This is a genomic window from Chitinibacter sp. S2-10, from assembly GCF_046530675.1.
Lineage (GTDB): Bacteria > Pseudomonadota > Gammaproteobacteria > Burkholderiales > Chitinibacteraceae > Chitinibacter.
Map to the genome: position 1 here is coordinate 1870375 of NZ_CP172558.1, position 20983 is coordinate 1891357.

Here is a 20983-nt window from a genome sequence, read left to right on the forward strand (position 1 = left end):
CTAACTTGATCGAGAATTCAATGCGCTTCATGCAAACCTGGTGGTGGATACATCCGGTTCATCGACCGACGATGAAAGTGGTCGGCATACTCCTGGGGTCGCTGGTTTTACTGGCGCTGGCTCCGGCCGGTTTTCCTTTGGTATTTGCTGACGCCAAGGCCATCGCGACCTATCTGCCCGCCCATGCCTTGTTTGAAACGATGTCGATCATTGTGTCGATGCTGGTTTTTTCGGTGGGCTGGCACGCACATCGCCAGATTTTGCCCGGCAATATCGTGTTGCTCGCGGGGGTGTTTTTTGCGGTTGGCTGGCTCGATTTTTTTCATACGGTGTCCTACACCGGCATGCCTGATTTTATTACGCACAATGACTGGCAAAAACATCTGAGCTACTGGTTACCAGCTCGCTTGCTCGCCGCGCTGGTGTTGCTGGTGGTTGCCATCCGACCATGGCGGCCTTTTGTAAATACGAATGCCCGTTACTACTTGATGAGCGCAATGATCTTGCTCGTGCTGCTGGTGAACTGGGCTGTTTTGCTGCATCAGGAACGCTTGCCGGCGTTGTTTATTCCCGGTGGCGGTCTGACGCCACTGAAAAAAGAAGCTGAATATCTGACTATCGCGATTAATCTGTGCAGCGCTGTGATTTTCTGGCGCAAGCTGGCGCGACCGCAGCCGTTTAACGCGGGTTTGCTGCTGGCGGCTGCATGCGTGATGGGGATAGGCGAATTCTTTTTTACGCTCTACACCACGATGGCCGGGGCGTATAACGTTTATGGCCATATCTACAAAGCCATCAGTTATCTGATTATTTACCGGGCAATTGTCGTTACCGCCATCGAAGCACCGTACCAGAAATTTATCGAATCACAAGCCAATCTGGCGCGTGCGGTGCGGGCGTCAAACATGGGACTGTGGGATTGGGATCTGGTCACCAGCGAAGTCACGCTCTCGGCCGAAATGCAGCAAAAGCTGGGCGTAGCCCAAACTGTTCAGCCGCTGGCCGCGCTGATCGGGCTGATTCACCCTGACGACCGGGTGCGTTTTCAGCATCAGCTCAATGCCATCATGGCGCAATTTCCGCAGCAGACCATGGTGATGGATGAGCTGCGTTTACGGCATCAGGACGGCGTTTATCGCTGGTATTTACTCAATGGTGAAATCAGGGGCAACGCACAGGGTCAACCGGCGCAGATGCTGGGGGGCGTGATCGATATCAGCGAGCGCAAACAGGCCGAGGAGCGCTTTCGCTGTGCATTCGAGGCCGCGCCGAATGCGATGCTGATGGTCAATGAGCAGGGGCGCATCGTGCTGACCAATCTGCAAACCAGCGCCATGTTCGGTTACACGCAAGCCGAGCTGCTGGGGCAGGAAATTGAAATACTGATACCGGCGCCGCAGCGCAAACAGCATCAATCCGAGGTTCAATCCTTTCTGGCTCATGCACGCGGACGGCGTATGGCGGCGGACAAGGAATTGTTCGGTTTATCTAAAACTGGGCGGACGATTCCGGTTGAAGTCGGGCTTAATCCGCTGACGACCAGCGAGGGGCGTTTCGTGATCGCCTCGGTAGTCGACATCGAGGAGCGCAAGCTGGCACAGCAGAAAATCCAGCAGCTGGTCAATTTTGATGCGCTGACAGGTCTGCCCAATCGTATTTTGTTGCAAGATCGCATGCAGCAGGCGATCAGTATGGCTGATCGGGAACACTCAGGCGTTGCGGTGCTGTTTATCGATCTGGATCATTTCAAAAACATCAACGACACGCTGGGGCATCGCGTTGGCGATTTATTGCTGCTGGCCGTGAGCCAGCGGATTCGCGGCGCGCTGCGCGAGCAGGATACGGTTTCGCGGATGGGCGGAGACGAGTTTGTCGTGCTACTGCCCGGTGAGCATTCGCAAGGTGCCATGCATGTAGCGCAAAAACTGGCTCAAATTCTGTCGGCACCGCTCAAAATCGAACATCACGACCTGAAAATTACGGCCTCAATCGGGATTGCCATGTATCCCGAGGATGGGGTGGATTTTGAAACGCTGTATCAATACTCCGATACGGCGATGTATCGTGCCAAGCAGGAGGGGCGCAATAGTGCGTTCTTCTTTACGCAGGAAATGCATGAACATGCCTTGCGCATGCACCGGATCGAAAATGCCTTGTTGCTGGCGCTGGGAAAAAATCAGTTGGCCTTGTATTACCAGCCTCAGCTGGACATCCGCAGCGGGGCCATTGTGGGGGTCGAAGCCTTGCTGCGCTGGCAGCATCCTGAAATGGGCGCCATTTCACCGGCCGAATTTATCCCGATTGCCGAAGCCAGCGGCCAGATTATCGAAATCGGCGACTGGGTATTGCGCACCGCGCTCAGACAATTGCGCAGTTGGCAAGACGCTGGCCTGCCGCCGATGACCGTGGCGGTCAATGTATCGGCGGTGCAATTCCGGCTGGACGATCTGCCGGATCGCGTCATGGCTTTGCTCGCCGAATTCGACTTGCCGGCAGAGCGGCTCGAGCTTGAAATTACCGAAGGCACGACGATGAGCAACCCTGAAAAAGCGATCAGGCAGATTGCACAATTGCACAGCCACGGTGTGGCAATTGCCATCGATGATTTTGGCACCGGCTATTCATCGCTGAGCTATCTGAAACGTTTTCAGCTCGACAAACTCAAAATCGACCAGTCTTTTGTCCGTGATATTGAAACCGAGAGTTCGATTGTCAGCACCATTATCCAGATGGCCGACAGCCTCGGATTCAAAACCATCGCCGAAGGCGTCGAAACGCCGGCACAGCTCGAATTGCTGCGCAGCAAAGGTTGTCAGGAAGTGCAGGGTTATCTGTTCAGCAAACCGCTGCCGGCCGAACAGCTTGAAGCCTATGTCCGGCACAAGCAGCCACTGGCCGATCAGCCGCAGCAATAAGCCGCTATCACATCCCAACTGGCAATCTGATTAGGTATCCACCCCCGCTTGTTTAAACCATTGAGCTGTAGGGTTGGCTTTATCCGACCTTTGTGGCTTTTTATAATTCTATTTGCTCGGCTAAAGCCGACCCTAAGCATTAAGCCGAGATAACTGCCCAATCAGGACGTTTTATGATAGGGGTGTATATGGCTGTGACGCATTTGCAATTTAGGCTTGGCGGCAATACCCCTGTATTTTTATTTTCAGCTTATTGATTCGCCCCTTGAACATTTAAACATCAGAGCACCGGATCAAGAGTAAAAGCAGGCAACGAGCCACACGCATCCGCTGAAGTGGAAACGAAATTTGATCTGGCTGCGGTCAGGTGTGATGAAATTGCCGGACTGTAAATCTGGCGGTGTATCATTGCAGCCATGCCATCTTGATACGATTAATGACCGACATAGGTATTTCCATGACTTCCTCCGCAAATCTTCCGAATTCTGAATCGACTCTATCCAGCTCGGCGCTCGCGCTGCTGTGGTTTGGCGCAGCGGTTTCTTTGGCCGAGATTTTGACCGGCACTTTTCTGGCGCCGTTGGGTTTTGAGCAGGGCGTCAAGGCCATTTTGCTGGGGCACGTCATCGGCGGCGTGCTGTTCTGGCTGGCCGGTTACATCGGCGCGAAAACCGGCAAACCGGCGATGGAGACCGTAAAGCGCTCGTTTGGTCAGCGCGGCAGTATGATTTTTTCTCTGGCCAATGTGGTGCAGCTCGTTGGCTGGACGGCGATCATGGTCGCCTCCGGCGCGGCGGCGGCTCAGTATCTGGTGCCGCAATTGGGTGCGGCAGGATGGTCGCTGACCATTGGTGCCTTGATTGCGTTGTGGATTGCGCTGGATTTAAAAAAGATGTCGCGCTTGCAATCGTTTGCGTCGATTTTGCTGTTATTGCTGACAGTTTTATTGAGCTTTGTGATTTTCAACGGTGAGGCGGCGACGCTACCGAGTAGCGCGGCGCAGACGTTGTCGTTCGGTGCGGCGGTTGAATTATCGGTTGCGATGCCGCTGTCGTGGTTGCCGCTGGTCAGCGATTACACCCGCTCGGCGCGCCGTGCAGGCTGGGGAACGACCAGCGCGACGCTGGCGTATTTTGTCGGTAGCTGCTGGATGTTCATCATCGGCCTGGGCGCGGCACTGTTTGCCGGATCGGGCGATGTAGCGGTCATCATGGCCTCGGCGGGTTTAGGTGTGGCGGCGATTCTGATCGTGGTGTTCTCGACCGTGACCACGACTTTTCTCGATGCCGCATCGGCCGGCATTTCCGCCGCCAGCATCAGCCCCAAACTGAACGAGCGCCACGCCGGCATTACCGCCGTTGCATTGGGCACCGCGCTGGCGATTTTTGCGCCGGTGAATAACTTTATGGATTTTCTATTCCTGATCGGCTCGGTCTTCGCGCCAATGATCGCCATTCTGTGCGTCGATTTTTTCCTGCTCAAACAGGACGCCTCGCAACAAAGTTTTAATTGGCGCAATCTGGTGCTGTGGCTAGGCGGCTTTGCGCTGTATCGCTACTCGATGAGCTGGGATTTTGTGCTGGGAAATACTGTACCGGTCATGCTGATCGTCGCCGCTGCCACGCTGGCTGTTGGCCTGCTGATGCGCAAATTGCGGCCAGCGGGGGAGGTGGTGTTGGCGGGGCAGGATTAATCGTTCGGCTGTCGCCAAACCTGCTGAGCAGGGCTAACGTCCGGTTTTATGCGGCTACGCCGCGACTATTTTGTTGCGCGTTCCGCCGCGCAGGCAGGTAGGGGGCTTTGCTTCTCCAAAGCCCCCTACACCCCAAAGGAGCCCCCGCCTGCGGCCCTCCGGGCTACCCTCAGTCGGTCGTGAGCCAAACGATAAAGCCATTTGTCTCGCTCCACTCCCTCGGCGATGGGCGACAGGGGGTTAAAGCCCCAGCCCACACAGCGCGAACAAAATAGGCATGGGTATATCGCTAAAAGCCAGATCAAAATTGACCCGCACGGCAACACCTAGGCATGTATATACCGCAATCGTTGGTCTGCGGTGATTCCCCTGCAACTGCGCCGAGCGAGGAACGGGCGGGGCGGGGTTTCGGTTGCGCCTGTTTTGTTAAGCGCAACCGCCGCCTCGATCCGTCCACAGCAAGGGCATCCCGCGTAGCGGGACGCGGATGCCGGGGGCTGCTTTGGGGTGAAGGGGTATTTGCAGAAGCAAATACCCCTTCCCGTTAGCGCGGCGGAACGCGCATGAAAACACCGTGCCGAAGGCACTGAAAATCATTACAATCATTGGAAGTAAATGGCAACATTCGGCCAAGAACTGTCGCAACCCCATTGTTTGTGACTGAACCGATTGCGCACATCGAAATTGAGAAAAATATTCAACTTATGAGCATCCTCCCTACTTCGGAAAATGTTGTGGCAAAAGGTACGTTCCTTTACGACGAAACTGTCGAGTGCGATATCTGTATTGTGTATAGTCCCGTTCGTTTCGGTAGCGGTGACCACGAAGACCTTCCCGAGATACAGAATGATAGCGAAGTTGATACTTACTATTTATGGTTCGGTTCGACTACAGAGCGAAATCGATTTAATGCATGTGGCGGAGGATTACCTTCGCTTCAGGAGGCAATGAAAAATGCAGAAGAAAGGCCAAGCATAGGTTCTACAGTTCAGTGGGGGTAATTTGCGAAATGTTAAGAGGCGAGTAAAGTAGGATCAAGAATGAAAATACAGTGTGTGATTGGGCTAAATGAAATGCCGCTCAACGTTCACCGCGATTGTTGGGCTTCGCAGGCTTAGCCCATACATGGACGCCTCCCGCTTTGGGTCGCAAGCCGCCTAATTCCGCTTAACTCCAAAAAGCCCACCCCATGCTCGCCATCACCGCACTCAATAATCAACTCCAACTCATCAATCTCCCCATCCCGCAACCTGCCGCCGGGCAACTGCTCGTTAAGGTCGCTGCCGCCGGGGTGAATCGTGCTGATCTGATGCAGGCGCAGGGCAAGTATCCGCCGCCGCCGGGAGAGTCGGCCATTCTGGGGCTGGAGATCGCGGGCGAGGTGGTCGCCTTTGGTCAGGGCGTGACGGATTTTAAAGTCGGCGATAAAGTCTTTGGCTTGGTGGCGGGCGGGGCTTATGCGGGGTATTGCCTGCTGGAGCAATCACTCTCTGTTCTACAGCCCAATACCCTTGGTGCTATTGCGGCGGCCAGCTTGCCCGAAGCGTGGATGACGGCGTGGTTCAATCTGATTGAAATCGGCAAGCTGCAAGCCGGGCAGAGGGTGCTGATTCATGCCGGTGCGAGCGGTGTTGGCGCGGCGGCGATTCAGTTGGCCAAATCGCTGGGTGCTTGGGTCTCTGTGACGTGCGGTTCGCCTCAAAAGCAGGCTTTCTGTCGTTCGCTGGGTGCTGATCTGGCGATCAATTATCGCGAGCAGGATTTTGCCGCCGAGATCAAAGCCGCCGGTGGCGTTGATCTGATTCTCGATAGCGTGGGTGGTGCATATCTGGCGGGCAATCAGCGTTGCCTGAATAGCGATGGCTTGATGATCGTGATTGGCCTGTTGGGCGGCGTTGAGGCGCAGCTCAATCTGGGCTTGTTGTTGGTCAAGCGCCAGCGGATTGCCGGATCAACGCTGCGCAGCCAGCCGCTGGTGGTCAAAGCGCGACTGGCGCAGGCTTTGCGCGAGCAGATCGTTCCGCATCTCGGTCAACAATTTCAGCTGACGCTCGATCGCACTTTTGCGCTCAATGAGGTGGCTGCGGCGCATGATTATCTGGCGCAGAATCGCAATCTGGGTAAAGTTGTTTTGCTCGTCGGTGATGAAATGGCATAAAAAACGGCGCAGAGTTTATTCTGCACCGTTGTGATGAGAAAACAGCAAACCCGTAAAAATTATTTGACGTCTGATGTGGCCGCACTCGCTGCCGCTTCGGATTTTTTCAGGCTGACTGTATCGCCAGCTGGAATGCCTTCTTTTTCCCAACGATCAAACTCGGCCATGATAGTGTCATAGGTTTGCTGGCTGATTTCGGGCAGCTCGCCGCCGAGAATTTCTCTGGCTTCGTCAAAGCCGACTTGAACGGCCTCGCGAATTTTGGCCAGATTATTAGGGTCGTCGCCAATCGCAAATTTGGCAAAGCTTAATATCCGTTCTGCCACTTTGCGCACGCCCCATTCGCCGTCTTCACTGATCGCTGCTTTGGCCGCATCAATGCTGGCCTGATCGGTGGTGAGTTTCTGCTCGCCGCGGACGACCATTGTGAAATCCAGCCCCTGTTCTTCGACCAGATTGCGAACCAGATTGATCATTGATTCTGCATTTTTTTGCGATTCGGCCAGCATGGCCTGCAAATCGGGTGGAATGACGCGCGTCGGTTTATCGTAGGTGAGCGATTCGGCCTGTTCGCCCTTGAGGGTGACTTTTTCCTGTGCCGTGGTGTCTGCGGCTTTGTCCTGACTACGTGCATTGACTTTGTCATTGCCCGCGATTGCATGTCGTTGCGGGTTGACGAGCGGATTGATTGTATTAGTCATGATGACACCTCGGTGATGAATCCCAATGCCTTATTATCGGCCTGAATGAGCGTCCACTGAGGTGAAAACTACCAAATAAACAGCTATTTGGCGGTTTTTTTGCTATTGCCCTGATCAGCGGTGCGCGGGACTGCCATGGCGCGCGGGATTTCAAACTCGGGCAGGTACGCCCCCAAGATGCGGGCCAGCGTGCCATCCTGGCGAATAGCCTGCAGCAGCAGATCCCATTCGGCGACGTCTTGTTCGTTAAAGTGTCGTTTGGAAAAAATCAATCCGGCCGGGACGCCGCGATCTTCGGGCGCCCAGTCACGAATGGCCGGGCGGATTTTGAATTTGAGCTCGCGAAAATAGACGGTATAACTGGTCGCTTCGGAGAATGCCCCTTGGATTTTGCCATCGCGCAGCCATTCGAGTAACTGGCGGCTGTCTTGTGCTTCATCGACCCGGTTCAGTGTGCGTAGCTGATCCAGAATCTGATCCTGTTTTTCACCGTGCTTGAATGATTTTACCGCGCCAAAACGCAGTGCCGGGTTGGCCAGAAAATCGGCAAAGGTTGAATGTTTTTCGGCGATAGCCGGGCTGAGTACCACCATGTTTTTGGTGTTGACATAAGGCACGCTGAAGTAGGCGAACTGGTCTCTTTCGGGCGTCTGGATTCCGGACACACTCATCATCAGCGTGCCGTCCTGAATCGATTGCCAGATTTTGGCGCGTGGACGCACGCTTGTCTGGAAAGTGCAATGGCTGCGCCTTGCCAGCTCGTCAACGATGGACTTATCGATCCCTTTGCCATCATGAAACAGTAAGCCAAACTCGTAATAGGCCAGATCAATTTTCTCCGGGCAACGGGGGAGGGCATAAGAGAGCGGGCTGGCAAGCAATAATGCTAGGGGTATATTGAGCAAGATCTTGTTTTTCATGGGCTAGGTCGATATACGTGGCGAAGTATTGGCGGGAAATGGCAGGCTATCAATCAGTATATAGCGTGCACGCTTTGCGGCTTAAAGAAAATTGATGCCGATCAATTGTGCGCTGATCGACTCAATTTGCAGCTAAAATAGAACGAACGTACACTTTGTTTGAGTTTGAACGGAGAGATGGAGCGTGCGCAAAATTATTCATATCGATTGCGATTGCTTTTATGCGGCGGTGGAAATGCGAGATCGCCCCGAGCTGCGCGATGTGCCGATTGCGATTGGCGGCTCGCCTGAGCAGCGCGGCGTGATTTCGACGTGCAATTACCCGGCACGACGTTTCGGCATTCATTCGGCGATGCCGACGCGCACTGCATTGCGCGCTTGCCCGTCGCTGGTGTTGTTGCCGCATTCGTTTGATCGATACAAAGATGCATCGCGCCGCGTGCAGGCGATTTTTCGCGATTACACCGACCGCATCGAGCCGCTCTCGCTCGACGAAGCGTATCTGGATGTCACCGGCCTGCCGCATTGCCACGGCAGCGCGACGCTAATGGCTTTGGAAATCCGCCAGCGCATCGAGGCCGAGGTCGGCATTACCGCCAGCGCCGGCATTGCGCCCAATAAACTGCTCGCCAAAATTGCCAGCGACTGGAATAAACCCAATGGGCAGTTTGTGATTACACCGGATGAAGTGGCCGCGTTTATGCCGGCTTTGCCGCTGGGCAAGCTGTGGGGAATCGGCAAGGTCACTGCCGGTAAGCTGGCCAAGCTGGGTTTGAATACCTGCGGTGATGTGCAAAGCTGGCCGCGCGCCGAGCTGGTTCGTGCGCTGGGTAGAACCGGCGAGTCCTTGTACTGGCAAAGTCGCGGGATTGACGAGCGAGCCGTCGCCAGCAGTGAGCAGCGCAAATCACTGTCGGTTGAGCACACTTACCATCAGGATTTACCCGACCTGGCATCGTGCATTGCCAAATTGCCTTCGCTGTATGCCGATTTCAGCCGGCGACAGCAACGTGCACAGCAAGATACCCCGCATAAGGCCTTTGTCAAAATCAAGTTTCACGACTTCACACAAACGACGATGGAGTGCGTTTGCCCCCATCCTGAACCCGTAGTGTTTGAAAACTTGCTGAGTCAGGCTTGGCCGCGCGGTGCCAAGCCGGTTCGATTGCTGGGCTTGGGCGTTCGTTTTGTCGAGCAACGTCAGGAAATTGCGATGACGCTGCCCTTGTTTTAGTGGGGTATAAATTTGTAGATGTTGTTATAAATAAGCTACAAAGCTATACCTTGGCTACGTATATTCATGCCTGGATAATAAACACCGTTGGACGCTTGTTGATATTGGGTTCGGCACGTTTTTTCCATTGTGCAATATCGAGCGTCAGGATTTCCTGACTTGGCAGCGTAATGTCGCAAGCGACGGTCAGCCGCGTCGAGCCTTTGAGTCCATCGCGTAGAGCTTGGAATAACGCCGGATTGCGATAAGGTGTTTCGATGAATAGTTCGGCCTGACCTTCTTTGGCTGAAATCGTTTCGAGTGATCGAATCGCTTGCAGGCGGCCAGTAGCATCGGACGGCAGGTAGCCATTAAAACGAAACTTTTGTCCGTTCGCGCCCGACGCCATCAGTGCGAGCAGTAAGGACGACGGACCAACCAGCGGCGCAACCTTGATGCCACGTTGGTGCGCGAGCTGCACCAGCCGCGCGCCGGGGTCGGCAACGCCGGGGCAACCGGCTTCGGACATCAGGCCGACGTCGATGCCGTCGAGTAGCGGCTTGAGCAGCGCCGAAACTTCATGATCCTTGGTGTGCTCGGATAATTCCTGCATCCACAGGCTGCGCAGCTCGTGCGGCGTGTCGAACAATTTCAAATGCGCGCGCGTGGTTTTGGCGTTTTCGACGACAAAATGCGTCAATTTTTTTGCTATAGCGATCACATCAACGGGCAGGATATTGTCCAGTGTGTCTCCGCCCATCGGGACGGGAATCAAATATAAAGTACCGGTCATTGCTTTCTCTGGATGGGTATGTTGCTACAGCCTTTATTGGATAAGGCTTGCAAGTAAATACATTGATGGTAAAAATCTGAACGCCTCACGCCTCACGCCTCACGCCTCACGCCTCACGCCTCACGCCTCACGCCTCACGCCTCACGCCTCACAGGATCACAGGATCACAAACCCTTCATTGTTCAGCATCGTCACCAGTTCGATCAGCGGCAGGCCGATAATCGCCGCCGGATCACGCCCTTCAATGGCGGCGATCATCACAATGCCCAGCCCTTCGGTTTTGGCGCTGCCGGCACAGTTATACGGCTGCTCACGCTGTAAATAAGTTGTAATCTGCTCGTCGCTATAATCGCGCATTGTGACTCGGGTGACATCGACGATGCTCTGGTGTGTGTCGGTGGCGGTGTTGTACAGCGCCAGTGCAGTATGAAAATCAATGGTCTGGCCGCGCATGGCTTTCAGTTGTTCCACGGCACGTTCGTGATTGCCCGGTTTGCCCAATTGTTCGCCATTGAGTAGCGCCACCTGATCAGAACCGATGATCAGGCTGTCGGGAAACTGCTCGGCCAGCACGCGGGCTTTGGCGATAGCGAGGCGTTCACTCGTTTGTGCAGCCGTCTCTCCGCCGAGCGGCGATTCGTCCAGATCGGGGGGGGCAGTTTCAAACGGGATACCCAGTCGCGAGAGTAATTCTTTGCGATAGGGCGAACTTGAAGCCAGAACTAGGCGCAGATTGTGAGGCTCTTGTTTTTTCATGGGAAATGATGCGTTCGGTCGCAATTGACACAAATAGGTGGTGATTATATCATGCGCGGTTTCCGGTTCTACACGGCAGCTGACATTACCAATGAGCCAAGGCGTGACTGTGATACATAGCGCGGAATTTGCGCAGGAAGCTAGAGAGCTCAAGGGCTCTATACCACTTGCCCAGCTTTCCCGGCTTGCCGATCAGTTGGCCGATACGTCAGGGGAAGTTCACTGGCATGTCGAGAGCGGTGTAGATCGCCTGCAACGTCCTTGGCTTTATCTGGAAGTGGCGGGTGTGTTGCAGCTAGTGTGTCAACGGTGCCTGAAAGGGATGCCGTGGACTTTGCACAGTGAAACCGTGTTGACGCAGTTTGCCAACGAGGAACAAATCGACGAAGCCGAAGCGCTCGACGAAGACCTTGAAGGGATTTTGATCGACCCGGAGCTGGATATTGAAGCACTGGTTGAAGATGAGATTTTGCTCGCTTTACCCGTAGCGCTGACGCATGAAGTATGTGGTGGCGACGAAGCGCTAGCCAAATTGGCGAGCGATAAACCTAATCCGTTTGCAGTCCTGGCTCAGTTGAAAACCAGGAAAGCGGAATGACAACTGAGTATTAAGGAGTTTTAACATGGCAGTTCAACAGAATAAAAAATCACCTTCGAAACGTGGCATGCACCGCGCTCACGACTTCCTGTCTGCACCAGCTCTGGCTGTAGATGCAGCGACTGGTGAAGTTCATCGCCCGCACCACATCTCTCCAAACGGCTTCTACAAGGGTCGTCGTGTGATCAAGGCTAAAGGCGAGTAATTAGCACGCGAATCATTCGCGCGTTAGTGGCCTTTCTAAGCTTTGCTTAGCCTTGCGGCGCAAGTGAGACCCCTCGCTTGCGCCTTTCGTCGTTTTAGGAATCGTAAATGGATATTACCGTTGCAGTTGATGCCATGGGTGGTGATCACGGAACGCATGTGACCGTGCCTGCCGCACTGCGTTTTTTGCGCGAGAACCCCGATGTCAACATCGTGCTGGTTGGCCTGCCTGATGCACTCGAAGCCGAGCTCAAGGCGCACCATGCGCAAACCGGCCCGCGCTTGCGAATTCATGCCGCTTCCGAAGTGGTTGCGATGGATGAATCGCCACAGCTGGCGATGAAGAACAAAAAAGATTCTTCAATGCGCGTGGCGATCAATCTGGTCAAGTCGGGCGAAGCCAATGCTTGCGTTTCTGCTGGCAATACCGGCGCACTGATGGCGACGGCGCGGTTTGTGCTCAAAACCATTGCCGGGATTGACCGTCCTGCTATTGCCAGCCTGATGCCGACGATGAAGGGCGGTGAAACGCTGATGCTCGATCTGGGTGCCAATGTCGATTCGACGCCCGAGCAGATGATGCAATTTGCCATTATGGGTTCGGCGATGTTTGGCGCGCTGCAACACAAGGATGCGCCAACAGTGGGCTTGCTCAATGTGGGTTCGGAAGGCATCAAAGGCACCGAAGTGGTCAAGGCTTGCGCACAATTGTTGCGCCAGACGCGGTTGAATTTTGTTGGCAATGTGGAAGGCAACGATATCTACAAAGGGACGGTCGATGTCGTCGCTTGTGACGGGTTTACCGGCAATATCACGCTCAAGGCTTCGGAAGGCGTTGCGCAAATGATGAGCTCGGCACTGAAGGCCGAATTCACCCGCAACTGGTTGACCAAGTTGATGGCGGTGCTGGTGATGCCGGTACTCAAAAGCTTCAAGAATAAACTCGATCCGCGTCGCTATAACGGCGCATCTTTCCTTGGTTTGCGCGGCATTGTGGTAAAAAGCCATGGCGGCGCAGACGAAGTTGCGTTTTACTGGGCGCTGGCTCAGGCCGTCGAGGAGGCTCGCTCCGGTCTGATTCAACGCATTACTGATCAGGTGCAGCATGAGTTGCGGCACTTTGAGTCTGCTGACGCGATTAAATCATCGGCAGCAGAACAATCCGCCTCGGCAGCTTAAATCAAGCCGCTGGGCGCAAGGAGGGGTTTGTGATTTATTCCCGTATTGCAGGTACTGGCTCCTATTTGCCAGAGCGTATTCTGAGCAATGACGAATTGGCCAAAACCGTCGATACCAGCCACGAGTGGATTGTGGCGCGTACCGGCATTTCATCGCGCCGCATTGCCGCCGACGAACAAATGACTTCAGATCTGGCGCTGATTGCCGTCGAGCGCGCAATTGAAAGCGCTGGCGTTGCCAAGGAAGACATCGATCTGCTGATCGTTGCGACGACGACGCCAGACAATATTTTCCCGTCAACGGCCTGTCTGTTGCAGAACAAGCTGGGCGTGCATGGTTTTCCTGCGTTTGACGTGCAGGCGGTATGTGCCGGTTTTGTGTATGCATTGAGCACGGCCAACGCGATGATTAAAAGCGGTGCAGCTAAATGTGCTGTGGTCGTTGGCGCTGAAAAACTATCGAACCTGGTTAACTGGCAAGATCGTGGTACCTGCATTCTGTTTGGCGATGGCGCTGGCGCTGTGGTGCTGACTGCGTCCGAAGAGCCGGGTATTCTGGCGACCAAACTCAAAGCCGACGGCCGTTACAGCACGATTCTGAAAACCGAGGCGCGGCCGAAGCAGGGCGCGCTCGAAGGCGAGCCGTGGATTTACATGGAAGGTAACGCCGTTTTCAAATTTGCTGTTCGTGCATTGGCCGATATTGCCGAAGAAACGCTGGCCGAAGCGGGCTTGCAAAAATCCGACATCGACTGGCTGGTGCCGCATCAAGCCAATGTCCGTATTATCGAATCGACCGCCAAGCATCTGGGTATGGCGATGGATAATGTGATCGTGACCTTGGGTGAACAAGGCAATACGTCGGCGGCGTCGATCCCGCTGGCGCTCGATCACGGTGTGAAATCGGGCAAAATCCAGCGCGGTCAGACCATTCTGATGGAAGGCATTGGCGGCGGTTTTGCCTGGGGTTCGGTTTTAGCGCGGTTTTAAATTGCCAGGGAAGAGGGCTGGGTGAGCGACTTCCCCTTCTTGCTTCCCTTTCTTTAAGGAAATAAGCGATATGTCATTAGCATTTGTGTTTCCCGGTCAAGGTTCGCAATCGGTCGGTATGATGAACGGCTGGGCTGATTCGGCTCAGGCCGCACTCGTCAAAGCGACTTTCGATGAAGCTTCCGGTGTGCTCGGTCAGGATTTGTGGGCGATGGTCAACGATGGTCCGGCAGACGATCTGAACGCGACAATCAATACGCAGCCAATCATGCTGACTGCCGGTGTTGCCGCCTGGCGTGCTTATCTGGTCAGTGGTGGCGCAATGCCTGCCGTGATGGCCGGTCACAGTCTGGGCGAATACACGGCGCTGGTGGCGGCGGAAGCGATCAGTTTTGGCGATGCGCTGCAGCTGGTTCGTTTGCGCGCCGAAGCGATGCAGGAAGCCGTGCCAGCCGGTACTGGCGCGATGGCGGCGATTCTGAATCTGGCTGATGACGAAATCATCGCTGCGTGTGCCGAGGCGGCGCAGGGCGAAGTTGTTCAGGCAGTCAATTTCAATTCACCCGGTCAGGTCGTGATTGCCGGTAACAAGGCTGCGGTTGAGCGCGCCTGCGAAGCGTGCAAGGCACGCGGCGCGAAACGTGCATTATTGCTGCCAGTTTCGGTGCCTTCGCATTGCGATCTGATGAAGCCGGCAGCTGAGAAACTGGCTGCCAAACTGGCGAGTATCGCAATCAACGCGCCAAAAGTGCCGGTATTGCACAATGCCGACGTTGCTGCGTACAGCGATGTTGCTGCGGTACGCGATGCGCTGGTGCGTCAGCTGTACCAGCCGGTACGCTGGGTTGAAACCGTGCAGAAAATGGTTGCCGATGGCGTGACGCTGGTTGCCGAATGCGGACCGGGTAAAGTACTGGTTGGCTTAAATAAACGCATTGCCGCCGATCTGAACTCGGTCGCGCTGCTTGACGCTGCGGCGCTCGATGCTTTGAAAGTGGCTGAATAAAATTCTGGGTATATCTTTGCGGGCTAATCCTGTATTGCTCTTGAGTGATATACCCATTATCAATTAGGTTGAGGTGTTTTATGAGTTTGCAAGGCAAAGTAGCGCTGGTAACCGGCGCTTCACGCGGTATCGGTCAGGCGATCGCGCTGGAACTGGCGAAAATGGGCGCAACCGTCATTGGTACGGCAACCAGTGATAGCGGCGCTGCAGCGATTGGCGACTATCTGAAAGACGCTGGCGCGACCGGCGCAGGCTTGCGTCTGAACGTCACCGAAGACGGCGCGTGCGATGCGATTGTGGCGCAGATCGAGAAAGAATTTGGCGCGATTGCGATCCTGGTCAATAACGCTGGCATCACGCGTGATAACCTCTTGATGCGGATGAAGGACGAAGAGTGGGACGCCATCATGGATACCAATCTGAAACCGGTTTACAAGCTGTCCAAAGCCGTGATGCGCAATATGATGAAAGCGCGCTGGGGCCGCATCATCAATATCGCTTCGGTCGTCGGCGCAACGGGTAATGCGGGTCAAACCAATTACTCGGCAGCCAAGGCGGCGCTGTTTGGCTTTACCAAATCGCTGGCCAAAGAAATTGGCAGCCGCGGTGTCACCGTCAACGCGGTAGCGCCAGGTTTCATCGACACCGATATGACCAAAGGTCTGCCGGACGAGCAAAAAGCGCATCTGGTTGCTAATATCGCTTTGGGTCGCCTGGGGGACCCGCAAGACATCGCTGATGCAGTGGGCTTTTTGGCGTCGGACAAAGCGGCGTACATCACAGGCAACACCATTCATGTAAATGGTGGGATGTTTATGAATTAATCGGGTAAAATCGCCAACGATTGCGGTTTTAACCGATACGATGCAAATAAATACCGCGCTTGCGGTAGCAAAATTACTCAAAAACAAGTAAATTTGCGCCTTATTGCATCATGTAACTGTTTGCATCGCCAAAATTTTGGTAGAATGCGGACGCATTTTTCAGAAATTAAGCTAACAAGGCTTGGGAACTAAATCCATGGAAAACATCGAACAGCGCGTGAAGAAGATTGTTGCTGAGCAACTGGGCGTGCCAGAAACTGACGTTAAGATTGACTCTTCGTTTGTTAACGACCTCGGCGCCGACTCACTCGACACCGTTGAACTCGTTATGGCCCTCGAAGAAGAATTCGAGTGCGAAATCCCTGACGAGGACGCTGAAAAAATCACTACCGTTCAACAAGCAGTTGACTACGTTAACGCTCACCTGAACAAGTAATCTCGGTGATTCCAGACCTCCGCTATGGCTTGCTGTAGCGGGGGTTTTATTTTATCTGGCGCAAAATTCAGTTTGATGCTCAAACTGCAATCGATTGCGCGGCCGGTTTTGTCCGGCATTGGAAGCGGAGTACCCCCACATGTCTAAACGCAGAGTAGTTGTTACCGGTTTGGGTCAGGTTTCCCCCGTCGGCAATGATGTTGCCTCAGGCTGGGCAAACCTGCTGGCTGGCAAGTCCGGAATTGGCCTGATTACCCGTTTTGACCCGAGTGATATGGCTTGCCATGTGGCAGGTCAGGTCAAAGATTTTGATGTGACCCAGTACGTCAACGCGAAAGATGCGCGCCGGATGGATGATTTTATCCATTACGGTATCGCTGCCGCGATGCAGGCGATCAAGGATTCTGGTCTTGATGACGTTGCCGATCTGGATAAAACCCGTGTTGGCGTCAATATCGGTTCGGGTATTGGCGGTCTGCAATTGATCGAGCAAACCAATGCCGCGTATATCGAAGGTGGCACGCGCAAAATCGGCCCATTCTTTATTCCGGGTTCATTAATTAATATGATTGCCGGTCATGTTTCGATCATGAAAGGCTATCAAGGCCCGAGCTATGGCATCGTTTCTGCATGTACCACCGGTGCACACAGCATCGGCGATGCAGCCCGCATCATTCAGTACGGTGACGCCGACGTGATGATTGCCGGTGGCGCTGAAGGTACGATCTGTAAAATGGCGATCGGTGGCTTTGCTGCGATGAAAGCCTTGTCGACTCGCAATGACGATCCTGCAACGGCATCGCGTCCGTGGGACAAAGGTCGTGACGGTTTCGTGATGGGCGAAGGTGCCGGTGTGCTGGTACTCGAAGAATACGAGCACGCCAAAAAACGCGGCGCGACCATTTATGCCGAGCTGGCTGGTTTTGGCATGAGCTCAGACGCGCACCACATCACCGCACCGAGCGCCGAAGGCCCGGCTCGTGGCGTACAGAACGCGCTGCGCGATGCTGGCGTGAACGCCGATCAGGTTGATTATGTCAATGCACACGGCACGTCAACGCCGCTGGGCGACGCGAATGAAACCAATGCACTGAAACTGGCGCTGGGCGAACACGCCAAGAAAGTAGTCGTCAACTCGACCAAGTCGATGACCGGCCACTTGCTCGGTGGTGCCGGCGGTGTTGAAGCGATCTACTCGATTCTGGCGCTGCACAATCAGGTTTCGCCACCGACGATCAATATCTTCGAGCAGGATTTCGAAGCCGGTTGCGATCTGGACTACTGTGCCAATACCGCCCGCGACATGAAGATCGACGTTGCGATCTCCAATAGCTTCGGCTTTGGTGGCACCAACGGTACTTTGGTATTCCGTCGCGTTTGATACTCATCCAAACCACGCAAAAACCACGCACCTGAGAAGGGCGTGGTTTTTTATTGGTCGGGTGTGATTTGGCTCACCCGGTCAAAGTCATTTGGCGACCTCTGGTCGGTTAAAATATCCGTTGGTCAGGGGCGGGCGGCCTGGTGTCGCAAGGCATGCTCCAAGGCCATACAATCCGGGCCATGGCGAGCATTTGCGCCTATCCGCTTGAGGGAGTACGCGCTTTTGGCGCAGGATGTTTATGGACAAGAATGAGTTACTGACCGCGATTCGCGGTGCTTTTTTGCAAGCCTTTAATTCGCTGTTGCCGACTTTGCTGGGTAATAGTGCCGACGCGCTGTTTCTTAAGGCGGATCGCGCGGCCAGTCTGATCGAACAAAGACAAATGCTCGATGCGCGCGCAGCATTGATGACGCGCGAGCAGGGGTGGTTGCAGGCCTTGTCAACAAATATGGATAAATTGCTTAACCGCAGTTTCCAAACCGCCTACAGTACGTTTCGCCCCTCGTTCAGCGAGTCTTTTTCGCTCGACACGCTGTCGCTGGTCGATGCAGACGAATTTGATGGCGAGTTGAAAATTGACGAATTGACGACTCGCTTGCGTAATGTGGCCGAAGTGCAATTGCGCGACCTGAATATCCGGATGGCGATCCTGTTTGATCAGGACAATATCAACGAGCGGGAAAATCCGTTCCGTCCCTATTTGCTGACGCGGTGTCTGGGTATGGCTGCCGAACAGTTGCAGATTGAACCCGAGCTGCATACGCTGTTATGCGAAACGCTGACCGAGCAATTGCAAAAAAATGTCGTCGACATTTACCAGATGCTCAATCAGCATCTCGCCCGGCACGGGATTGCAGCGCAATTGCAATTGCGCATTCGTACTTTGCCCGATGCTGCCAGTTTACGACCAGATCAGGCTGTTCAAACGCCCTCGACCGAATCGACACTGTTCAACGAAGATACCGAATCTGCAGCCAATGCTTCAATACCACAGGCGCTGCTTGAGGGGGCTACCGGTGCCCGATTTGGTCAATGGTCGGCGTTAATGCGCCAGCAAGCCGAATATGGTCATGCATCACTGGGCGAAATTCCAAGCCAGGCAGCTCCGGCGGGGATGGGCTGGCTGGGGTCCGTCAAGCAGGTCGGCGGCGCAGTCCGGCAATTATTCAGCGGAACTGCTCCCATTCAGACTTCCCCTCAAAGAATTAGCCCGGCATTGGCGCTGACGATAGAGCAAATGAACTCGCAGCCAGCGGGGTTGCTCGACGCGCAGGGCGAGGTGCGCAATCTGATTCTGGAGCAGCGCAGCGAGTTGAGTTCAGCCAGCCCGGATATGAACGAGCAGATGATTGTCGATATTGTCGGCATGCTGTTTGAATTTATCCTGCGTGATTCGCAAGTGCCCGCCGAAATTCGTGCCCAGCTAGGGCGCATGCAATGGCTGGTACTGAAAACGGCGCTGCAGGATCCGGCGCTGTTTTCGCAAAAGCACCATCCGGCGCGGTTGTTGGTCAACCGCATCGGCTCGATTGCGCAAGGCTTGCAGCAACTCGATCCGAAAGCCGAGCGCATCACCGCTGAAATTCGGCGAATTATCGAAGCTTTGTTGCTCGATGAAGATGAAAGTGCCGAGCTGTTTAGCCGCATGCTCGACGAGCTTGACCATTTTATTGCCCGCGAATTGCGCGCGGCGGACGAGCAATCTGAGCTGGCTTCGCAAGCGATGGAAAATGCCGAAAATCGCACGCTGCGTTTTGCCCGCATCACGGCGCAAACCGCGCATGCACTATCCGGTTTCACGCTGGATGGCGGTTTGCAGCATTTTCTGATCAATATCTGGCCGTATGCCATCGAATTTGCCGAGCGTAACGATGAAGTGCAGGCGCTGCGTTTCCGGATGTTTGTGCCGGAGTTAATTTGGAGTATTGCACCGAAACCCGAGGCAACAGACCGTCAGCAATTACTGGGCATGATTCCGCGACTGATCGGTGTACTCAATGAAGGATTAAAATCCACGCCGTGGAACAGTACACAACAGCAACAATTTAAAAGCTATATGATCGACGCACATCGTGCCGCCATTACCGGAACGATGAATCTGACGGCGCCTGTGCCGACGATGGCGATGTTGCGTGGTCAACTGGCTGAATTTATCGGTGAAAAAGCCAGTGATCCCGATCCGGCGCAACTGGCCGAGTCAACCGAGCTTAATCCAGTGCTACTTGATCGCGCCATCAGCGAATTAAAAGTTGAAATCGGATTTATTGACCGGCAGGTCGAGGCTGAACTGGAGCAGGATGGTGAGCCTAAGTCGGACGCGGATGAGATCAGCAATGCCGAATTATTCGAGCGACTGCGCAGCGGTGTTTTGATTGAAGTGAATCTGACCGGCAAATTGCGCCAGGCTCGCTTGTGCTGGATGAGTCCGACCGAGACCAAATTGATTTTGAATCTGGCCGCTGACGCACCGCCTTCGGTCATTAGTGTGAATGTTTTCAAGCGCTTGCTGCAGTCGGGGCGCGCCCGCTGGTTGGAGCAGACACAAATCTTCGAGCGTGCGATGGGCTCGCTGCTCAATACGGCTGATGTACTGGATGCGCAGGTTGTATAGAGGGTATTGCTCTGTGGCTATTTATTGATAATGGCTGCATGGCAATACCCTTGGTTTTACTTTTGCTGCTTGGTGTAATCGAGCTCTCGCAAATCATAGCCCTGATCAATGGCGGCCTTTTGTGCCGCTTGCAAGGCGGGCTCGGGCAAGCTTGGTGTGCGCGACAAAATCCACAGGTATTTCCGGTTTGGATTGCCGACCACGGCCCATTGATAATCCGCATCCAGGCCGATCACCCAGTAATCTGATTTGAAAGGCCAAAAAAAGCTTACTTTCAATTGCGAATTTTGCGTGTTTTCAACCACGGTGGCTTTGCCTTCGGCTTGATCAAATTCGCCCGATTCCTTGCGGCAACGATTGACGACCTTGATGCTGCCATCGGGGTTTTTGCTGTAATTGGCCGTGGTGTCGGCCACGCAATTGCGCTGGAAATACATAGCAAATTTGGCGATTTCGTACCATTGCCCCAGATAGCGGTTCAGGTCGACTTCCGCCACGGTGCGTACTGGTGCGTCGTCAGCCGCCCAGCTGGCGCAACTGATCAGCAGCGCACTGCATAAAGTGATTGTTTTGAGCATTAATTGATCGTCCTTTTCTTTCCAA

General features: G+C 54.3%; 19 protein-coding genes. 14 read left to right on the forward strand and 5 right to left on the reverse strand.

All coding sequences use genetic code 11. The annotated features are described in order from the left end of the window. Positions 1-20 precede the first annotated feature (20 nt). The 4 genes from ACG2XO_RS08920 (at position 21) to ACG2XO_RS08935 (ending at position 6766) form a co-directional block, all read left to right on the forward strand. A complete protein-coding gene (locus ACG2XO_RS08920; protein WP_410497628.1) occupies positions 21-2915 on the forward strand; it encodes an EAL domain-containing protein in 2895 nt (964 codons plus the stop codon). A 457-nt stretch (positions 2916-3372) separates the two neighbouring features. Beyond that, entirely contained in the window at positions 3373-4608 is a 1236-nt protein-coding gene (gene cytX, locus ACG2XO_RS08925) for a putative hydroxymethylpyrimidine transporter CytX (RefSeq protein ID WP_410497629.1), read from the forward strand. A 656-nt stretch (positions 4609-5264) separates the two neighbouring features. Next, positions 5265-5609 carry a hypothetical protein gene (locus tag ACG2XO_RS08930; protein ID WP_410497630.1) on the forward strand — a complete coding sequence of 115 codons (345 nt, stop codon included), beginning with the start codon at positions 5265-5267 and terminating at the stop codon, positions 5607-5609. A 188-nt stretch (positions 5610-5797) separates the two neighbouring features. Continuing rightward, positions 5798-6766, forward strand: coding sequence for an NAD(P)H-quinone oxidoreductase (locus tag ACG2XO_RS08935; protein ID WP_410497631.1), 969 nt, complete (start codon positions 5798-5800; stop codon positions 6764-6766). A 59-nt stretch (positions 6767-6825) separates the two neighbouring features. Here ACG2XO_RS08935 and ACG2XO_RS08940 read toward each other — a convergent pair whose 3' ends face one another. After that, positions 6826-7467 (reverse strand): hypothetical protein, encoded by a 642-nt coding sequence (locus tag ACG2XO_RS08940; RefSeq protein ID WP_410497632.1) that lies wholly within the window; start codon positions 7465-7467, stop codon positions 6826-6828. A gap of 83 nt (positions 7468-7550) precedes the next feature. After that, on the reverse strand, positions 7551-8387 hold the full coding sequence (locus ACG2XO_RS08945; RefSeq protein WP_410497633.1) for a substrate-binding periplasmic protein: 837 nt from the start codon (positions 8385-8387) through the stop codon (positions 7551-7553). 184 nt (positions 8388-8571) lie between these two features. On the opposite strand from ACG2XO_RS08945, the gene dinB reads away from it, so the two are divergent. Then, positions 8572-9621, forward strand: a complete 1050-nt coding sequence (dinB, locus tag ACG2XO_RS08950) for a DNA polymerase IV (protein WP_410497634.1) — start codon at positions 8572-8574, stop codon at positions 9619-9621. A gap of 64 nt (positions 9622-9685) precedes the next feature. Here dinB and ACG2XO_RS08955 read toward each other — a convergent pair whose 3' ends face one another. Both ACG2XO_RS08955 and ACG2XO_RS08960 read right to left on the reverse strand, forming a co-directional pair. Further along, positions 9686-10393 (reverse strand): SAM-dependent methyltransferase, encoded by a 708-nt coding sequence (locus ACG2XO_RS08955; protein WP_410497635.1) that lies wholly within the window; start codon positions 10391-10393, stop codon positions 9686-9688. Between the two features lie 156 nt (positions 10394-10549). Beyond that, complete coding sequence (locus ACG2XO_RS08960; RefSeq protein ID WP_410497636.1) at positions 10550-11149, reverse strand: Maf family protein; 600 nt, start codon at positions 11147-11149, stop codon at positions 10550-10552. 103 nt (positions 11150-11252) lie between these two features. Between ACG2XO_RS08960 and ACG2XO_RS08965 the strand changes: the two genes are divergently transcribed. The 9 genes from ACG2XO_RS08965 to ACG2XO_RS09005 all read left to right on the forward strand — a co-directional run bounded on the left by ACG2XO_RS08965 (position 11253) and on the right by ACG2XO_RS09005 (position 20380). Then, positions 11253-11747 (forward strand): YceD family protein, encoded by a 495-nt coding sequence (locus ACG2XO_RS08965; protein WP_410497637.1) that lies wholly within the window; start codon positions 11253-11255, stop codon positions 11745-11747. Positions 11748-11772: 25 nt separating this feature from the next. Next, positions 11773-11952 carry a 50S ribosomal protein L32 gene (rpmF, locus tag ACG2XO_RS08970; protein WP_410497638.1) on the forward strand — a complete coding sequence of 60 codons (180 nt, stop codon included), beginning with the start codon at positions 11773-11775 and terminating at the stop codon, positions 11950-11952. A gap of 107 nt (positions 11953-12059) precedes the next feature. Further along, positions 12060-13130 (forward strand): phosphate acyltransferase PlsX, encoded by a 1071-nt coding sequence (gene plsX, locus ACG2XO_RS08975; RefSeq protein WP_410497639.1) that lies wholly within the window; start codon positions 12060-12062, stop codon positions 13128-13130. 29 nt (positions 13131-13159) lie between these two features. After that, positions 13160-14119 (forward strand): beta-ketoacyl-ACP synthase III, encoded by a 960-nt coding sequence (locus tag ACG2XO_RS08980; protein WP_410497640.1) that lies wholly within the window; start codon positions 13160-13162, stop codon positions 14117-14119. Between the two features lie 70 nt (positions 14120-14189). Beyond that, entirely contained in the window at positions 14190-15125 is a 936-nt protein-coding gene (fabD, locus tag ACG2XO_RS08985; protein ID WP_410497641.1) for an ACP S-malonyltransferase, read from the forward strand. Positions 15126-15205: 80 nt separating this feature from the next. Then, on the forward strand, positions 15206-15949 hold the full coding sequence (gene fabG, locus ACG2XO_RS08990) for a 3-oxoacyl-ACP reductase FabG (protein WP_410497642.1): 744 nt from the start codon (positions 15206-15208) through the stop codon (positions 15947-15949). Between the two features lie 196 nt (positions 15950-16145). Beyond that, the gene (gene acpP, locus ACG2XO_RS08995; protein ID WP_028449818.1) at positions 16146-16385 is read left to right on the forward strand and encodes an acyl carrier protein; all 240 of its coding nucleotides are present in this window, start codon (positions 16146-16148) and stop codon (positions 16383-16385) included. A gap of 139 nt (positions 16386-16524) precedes the next feature. Further along, positions 16525-17766, forward strand: coding sequence for a beta-ketoacyl-ACP synthase II (gene fabF, locus ACG2XO_RS09000; protein WP_410497643.1), 1242 nt, complete (start codon positions 16525-16527; stop codon positions 17764-17766). 241 nt (positions 17767-18007) lie between these two features. After that, positions 18008-20380: a DUF1631 family protein gene (locus tag ACG2XO_RS09005; protein ID WP_410497644.1), complete on the forward strand. Its 2373-nt coding sequence runs from the start codon at positions 18008-18010 to the stop codon at positions 20378-20380. A gap of 56 nt (positions 20381-20436) precedes the next feature. On the opposite strand, the gene ACG2XO_RS09010 is transcribed toward ACG2XO_RS09005, so the two are convergent. Continuing rightward, entirely contained in the window at positions 20437-20958 is a 522-nt protein-coding gene (locus tag ACG2XO_RS09010) for a lipocalin family protein (protein ID WP_410497645.1), read from the reverse strand. Between the last annotated feature and the right edge of the window lie 25 nt (positions 20959-20983).

Coding starts and splice junctions, on each gene's coding strand:
- ACG2XO_RS09005 (WP_410497644.1), top strand. CDS start 18,008: ATGGACAAGAATGAGTTACTGACCGCGATTCGCGGTGCTTTTTTGCAA.
- cytX (WP_410497629.1), top strand. CDS start 3,373: ATGACTTCCTCCGCAAATCTTCCGAATTCTGAATCGACTCTATCCAGC.
- ACG2XO_RS08945 (WP_410497633.1), bottom strand. CDS start 8,387: ATGAAAAACAAGATCTTGCTCAATATACCCCTAGCATTATTGCTTGCC.
- ACG2XO_RS08955 (WP_410497635.1), bottom strand. CDS start 10,393: ATGACCGGTACTTTATATTTGATTCCCGTCCCGATGGGCGGAGACACA.
- fabF (WP_410497643.1), top strand. CDS start 16,525: ATGTCTAAACGCAGAGTAGTTGTTACCGGTTTGGGTCAGGTTTCCCCC.
- fabG (WP_410497642.1), top strand. CDS start 15,206: ATGAGTTTGCAAGGCAAAGTAGCGCTGGTAACCGGCGCTTCACGCGGT.
- ACG2XO_RS08960 (WP_410497636.1), bottom strand. CDS start 11,149: ATGAAAAAACAAGAGCCTCACAATCTGCGCCTAGTTCTGGCTTCAAGT.
- ACG2XO_RS09010 (WP_410497645.1), bottom strand. CDS start 20,958: ATGCTCAAAACAATCACTTTATGCAGTGCGCTGCTGATCAGTTGCGCC.
- ACG2XO_RS08935 (WP_410497631.1), top strand. CDS start 5,798: ATGCTCGCCATCACCGCACTCAATAATCAACTCCAACTCATCAATCTC.
- fabD (WP_410497641.1), top strand. CDS start 14,190: ATGTCATTAGCATTTGTGTTTCCCGGTCAAGGTTCGCAATCGGTCGGT.
- rpmF (WP_410497638.1), top strand. CDS start 11,773: ATGGCAGTTCAACAGAATAAAAAATCACCTTCGAAACGTGGCATGCAC.
- ACG2XO_RS08920 (WP_410497628.1), top strand. CDS start 21: ATGCGCTTCATGCAAACCTGGTGGTGGATACATCCGGTTCATCGACCG.
- plsX (WP_410497639.1), top strand. CDS start 12,060: ATGGATATTACCGTTGCAGTTGATGCCATGGGTGGTGATCACGGAACG.
- ACG2XO_RS08940 (WP_410497632.1), bottom strand. CDS start 7,467: ATGACTAATACAATCAATCCGCTCGTCAACCCGCAACGACATGCAATC.
- acpP (WP_028449818.1), top strand. CDS start 16,146: ATGGAAAACATCGAACAGCGCGTGAAGAAGATTGTTGCTGAGCAACTG.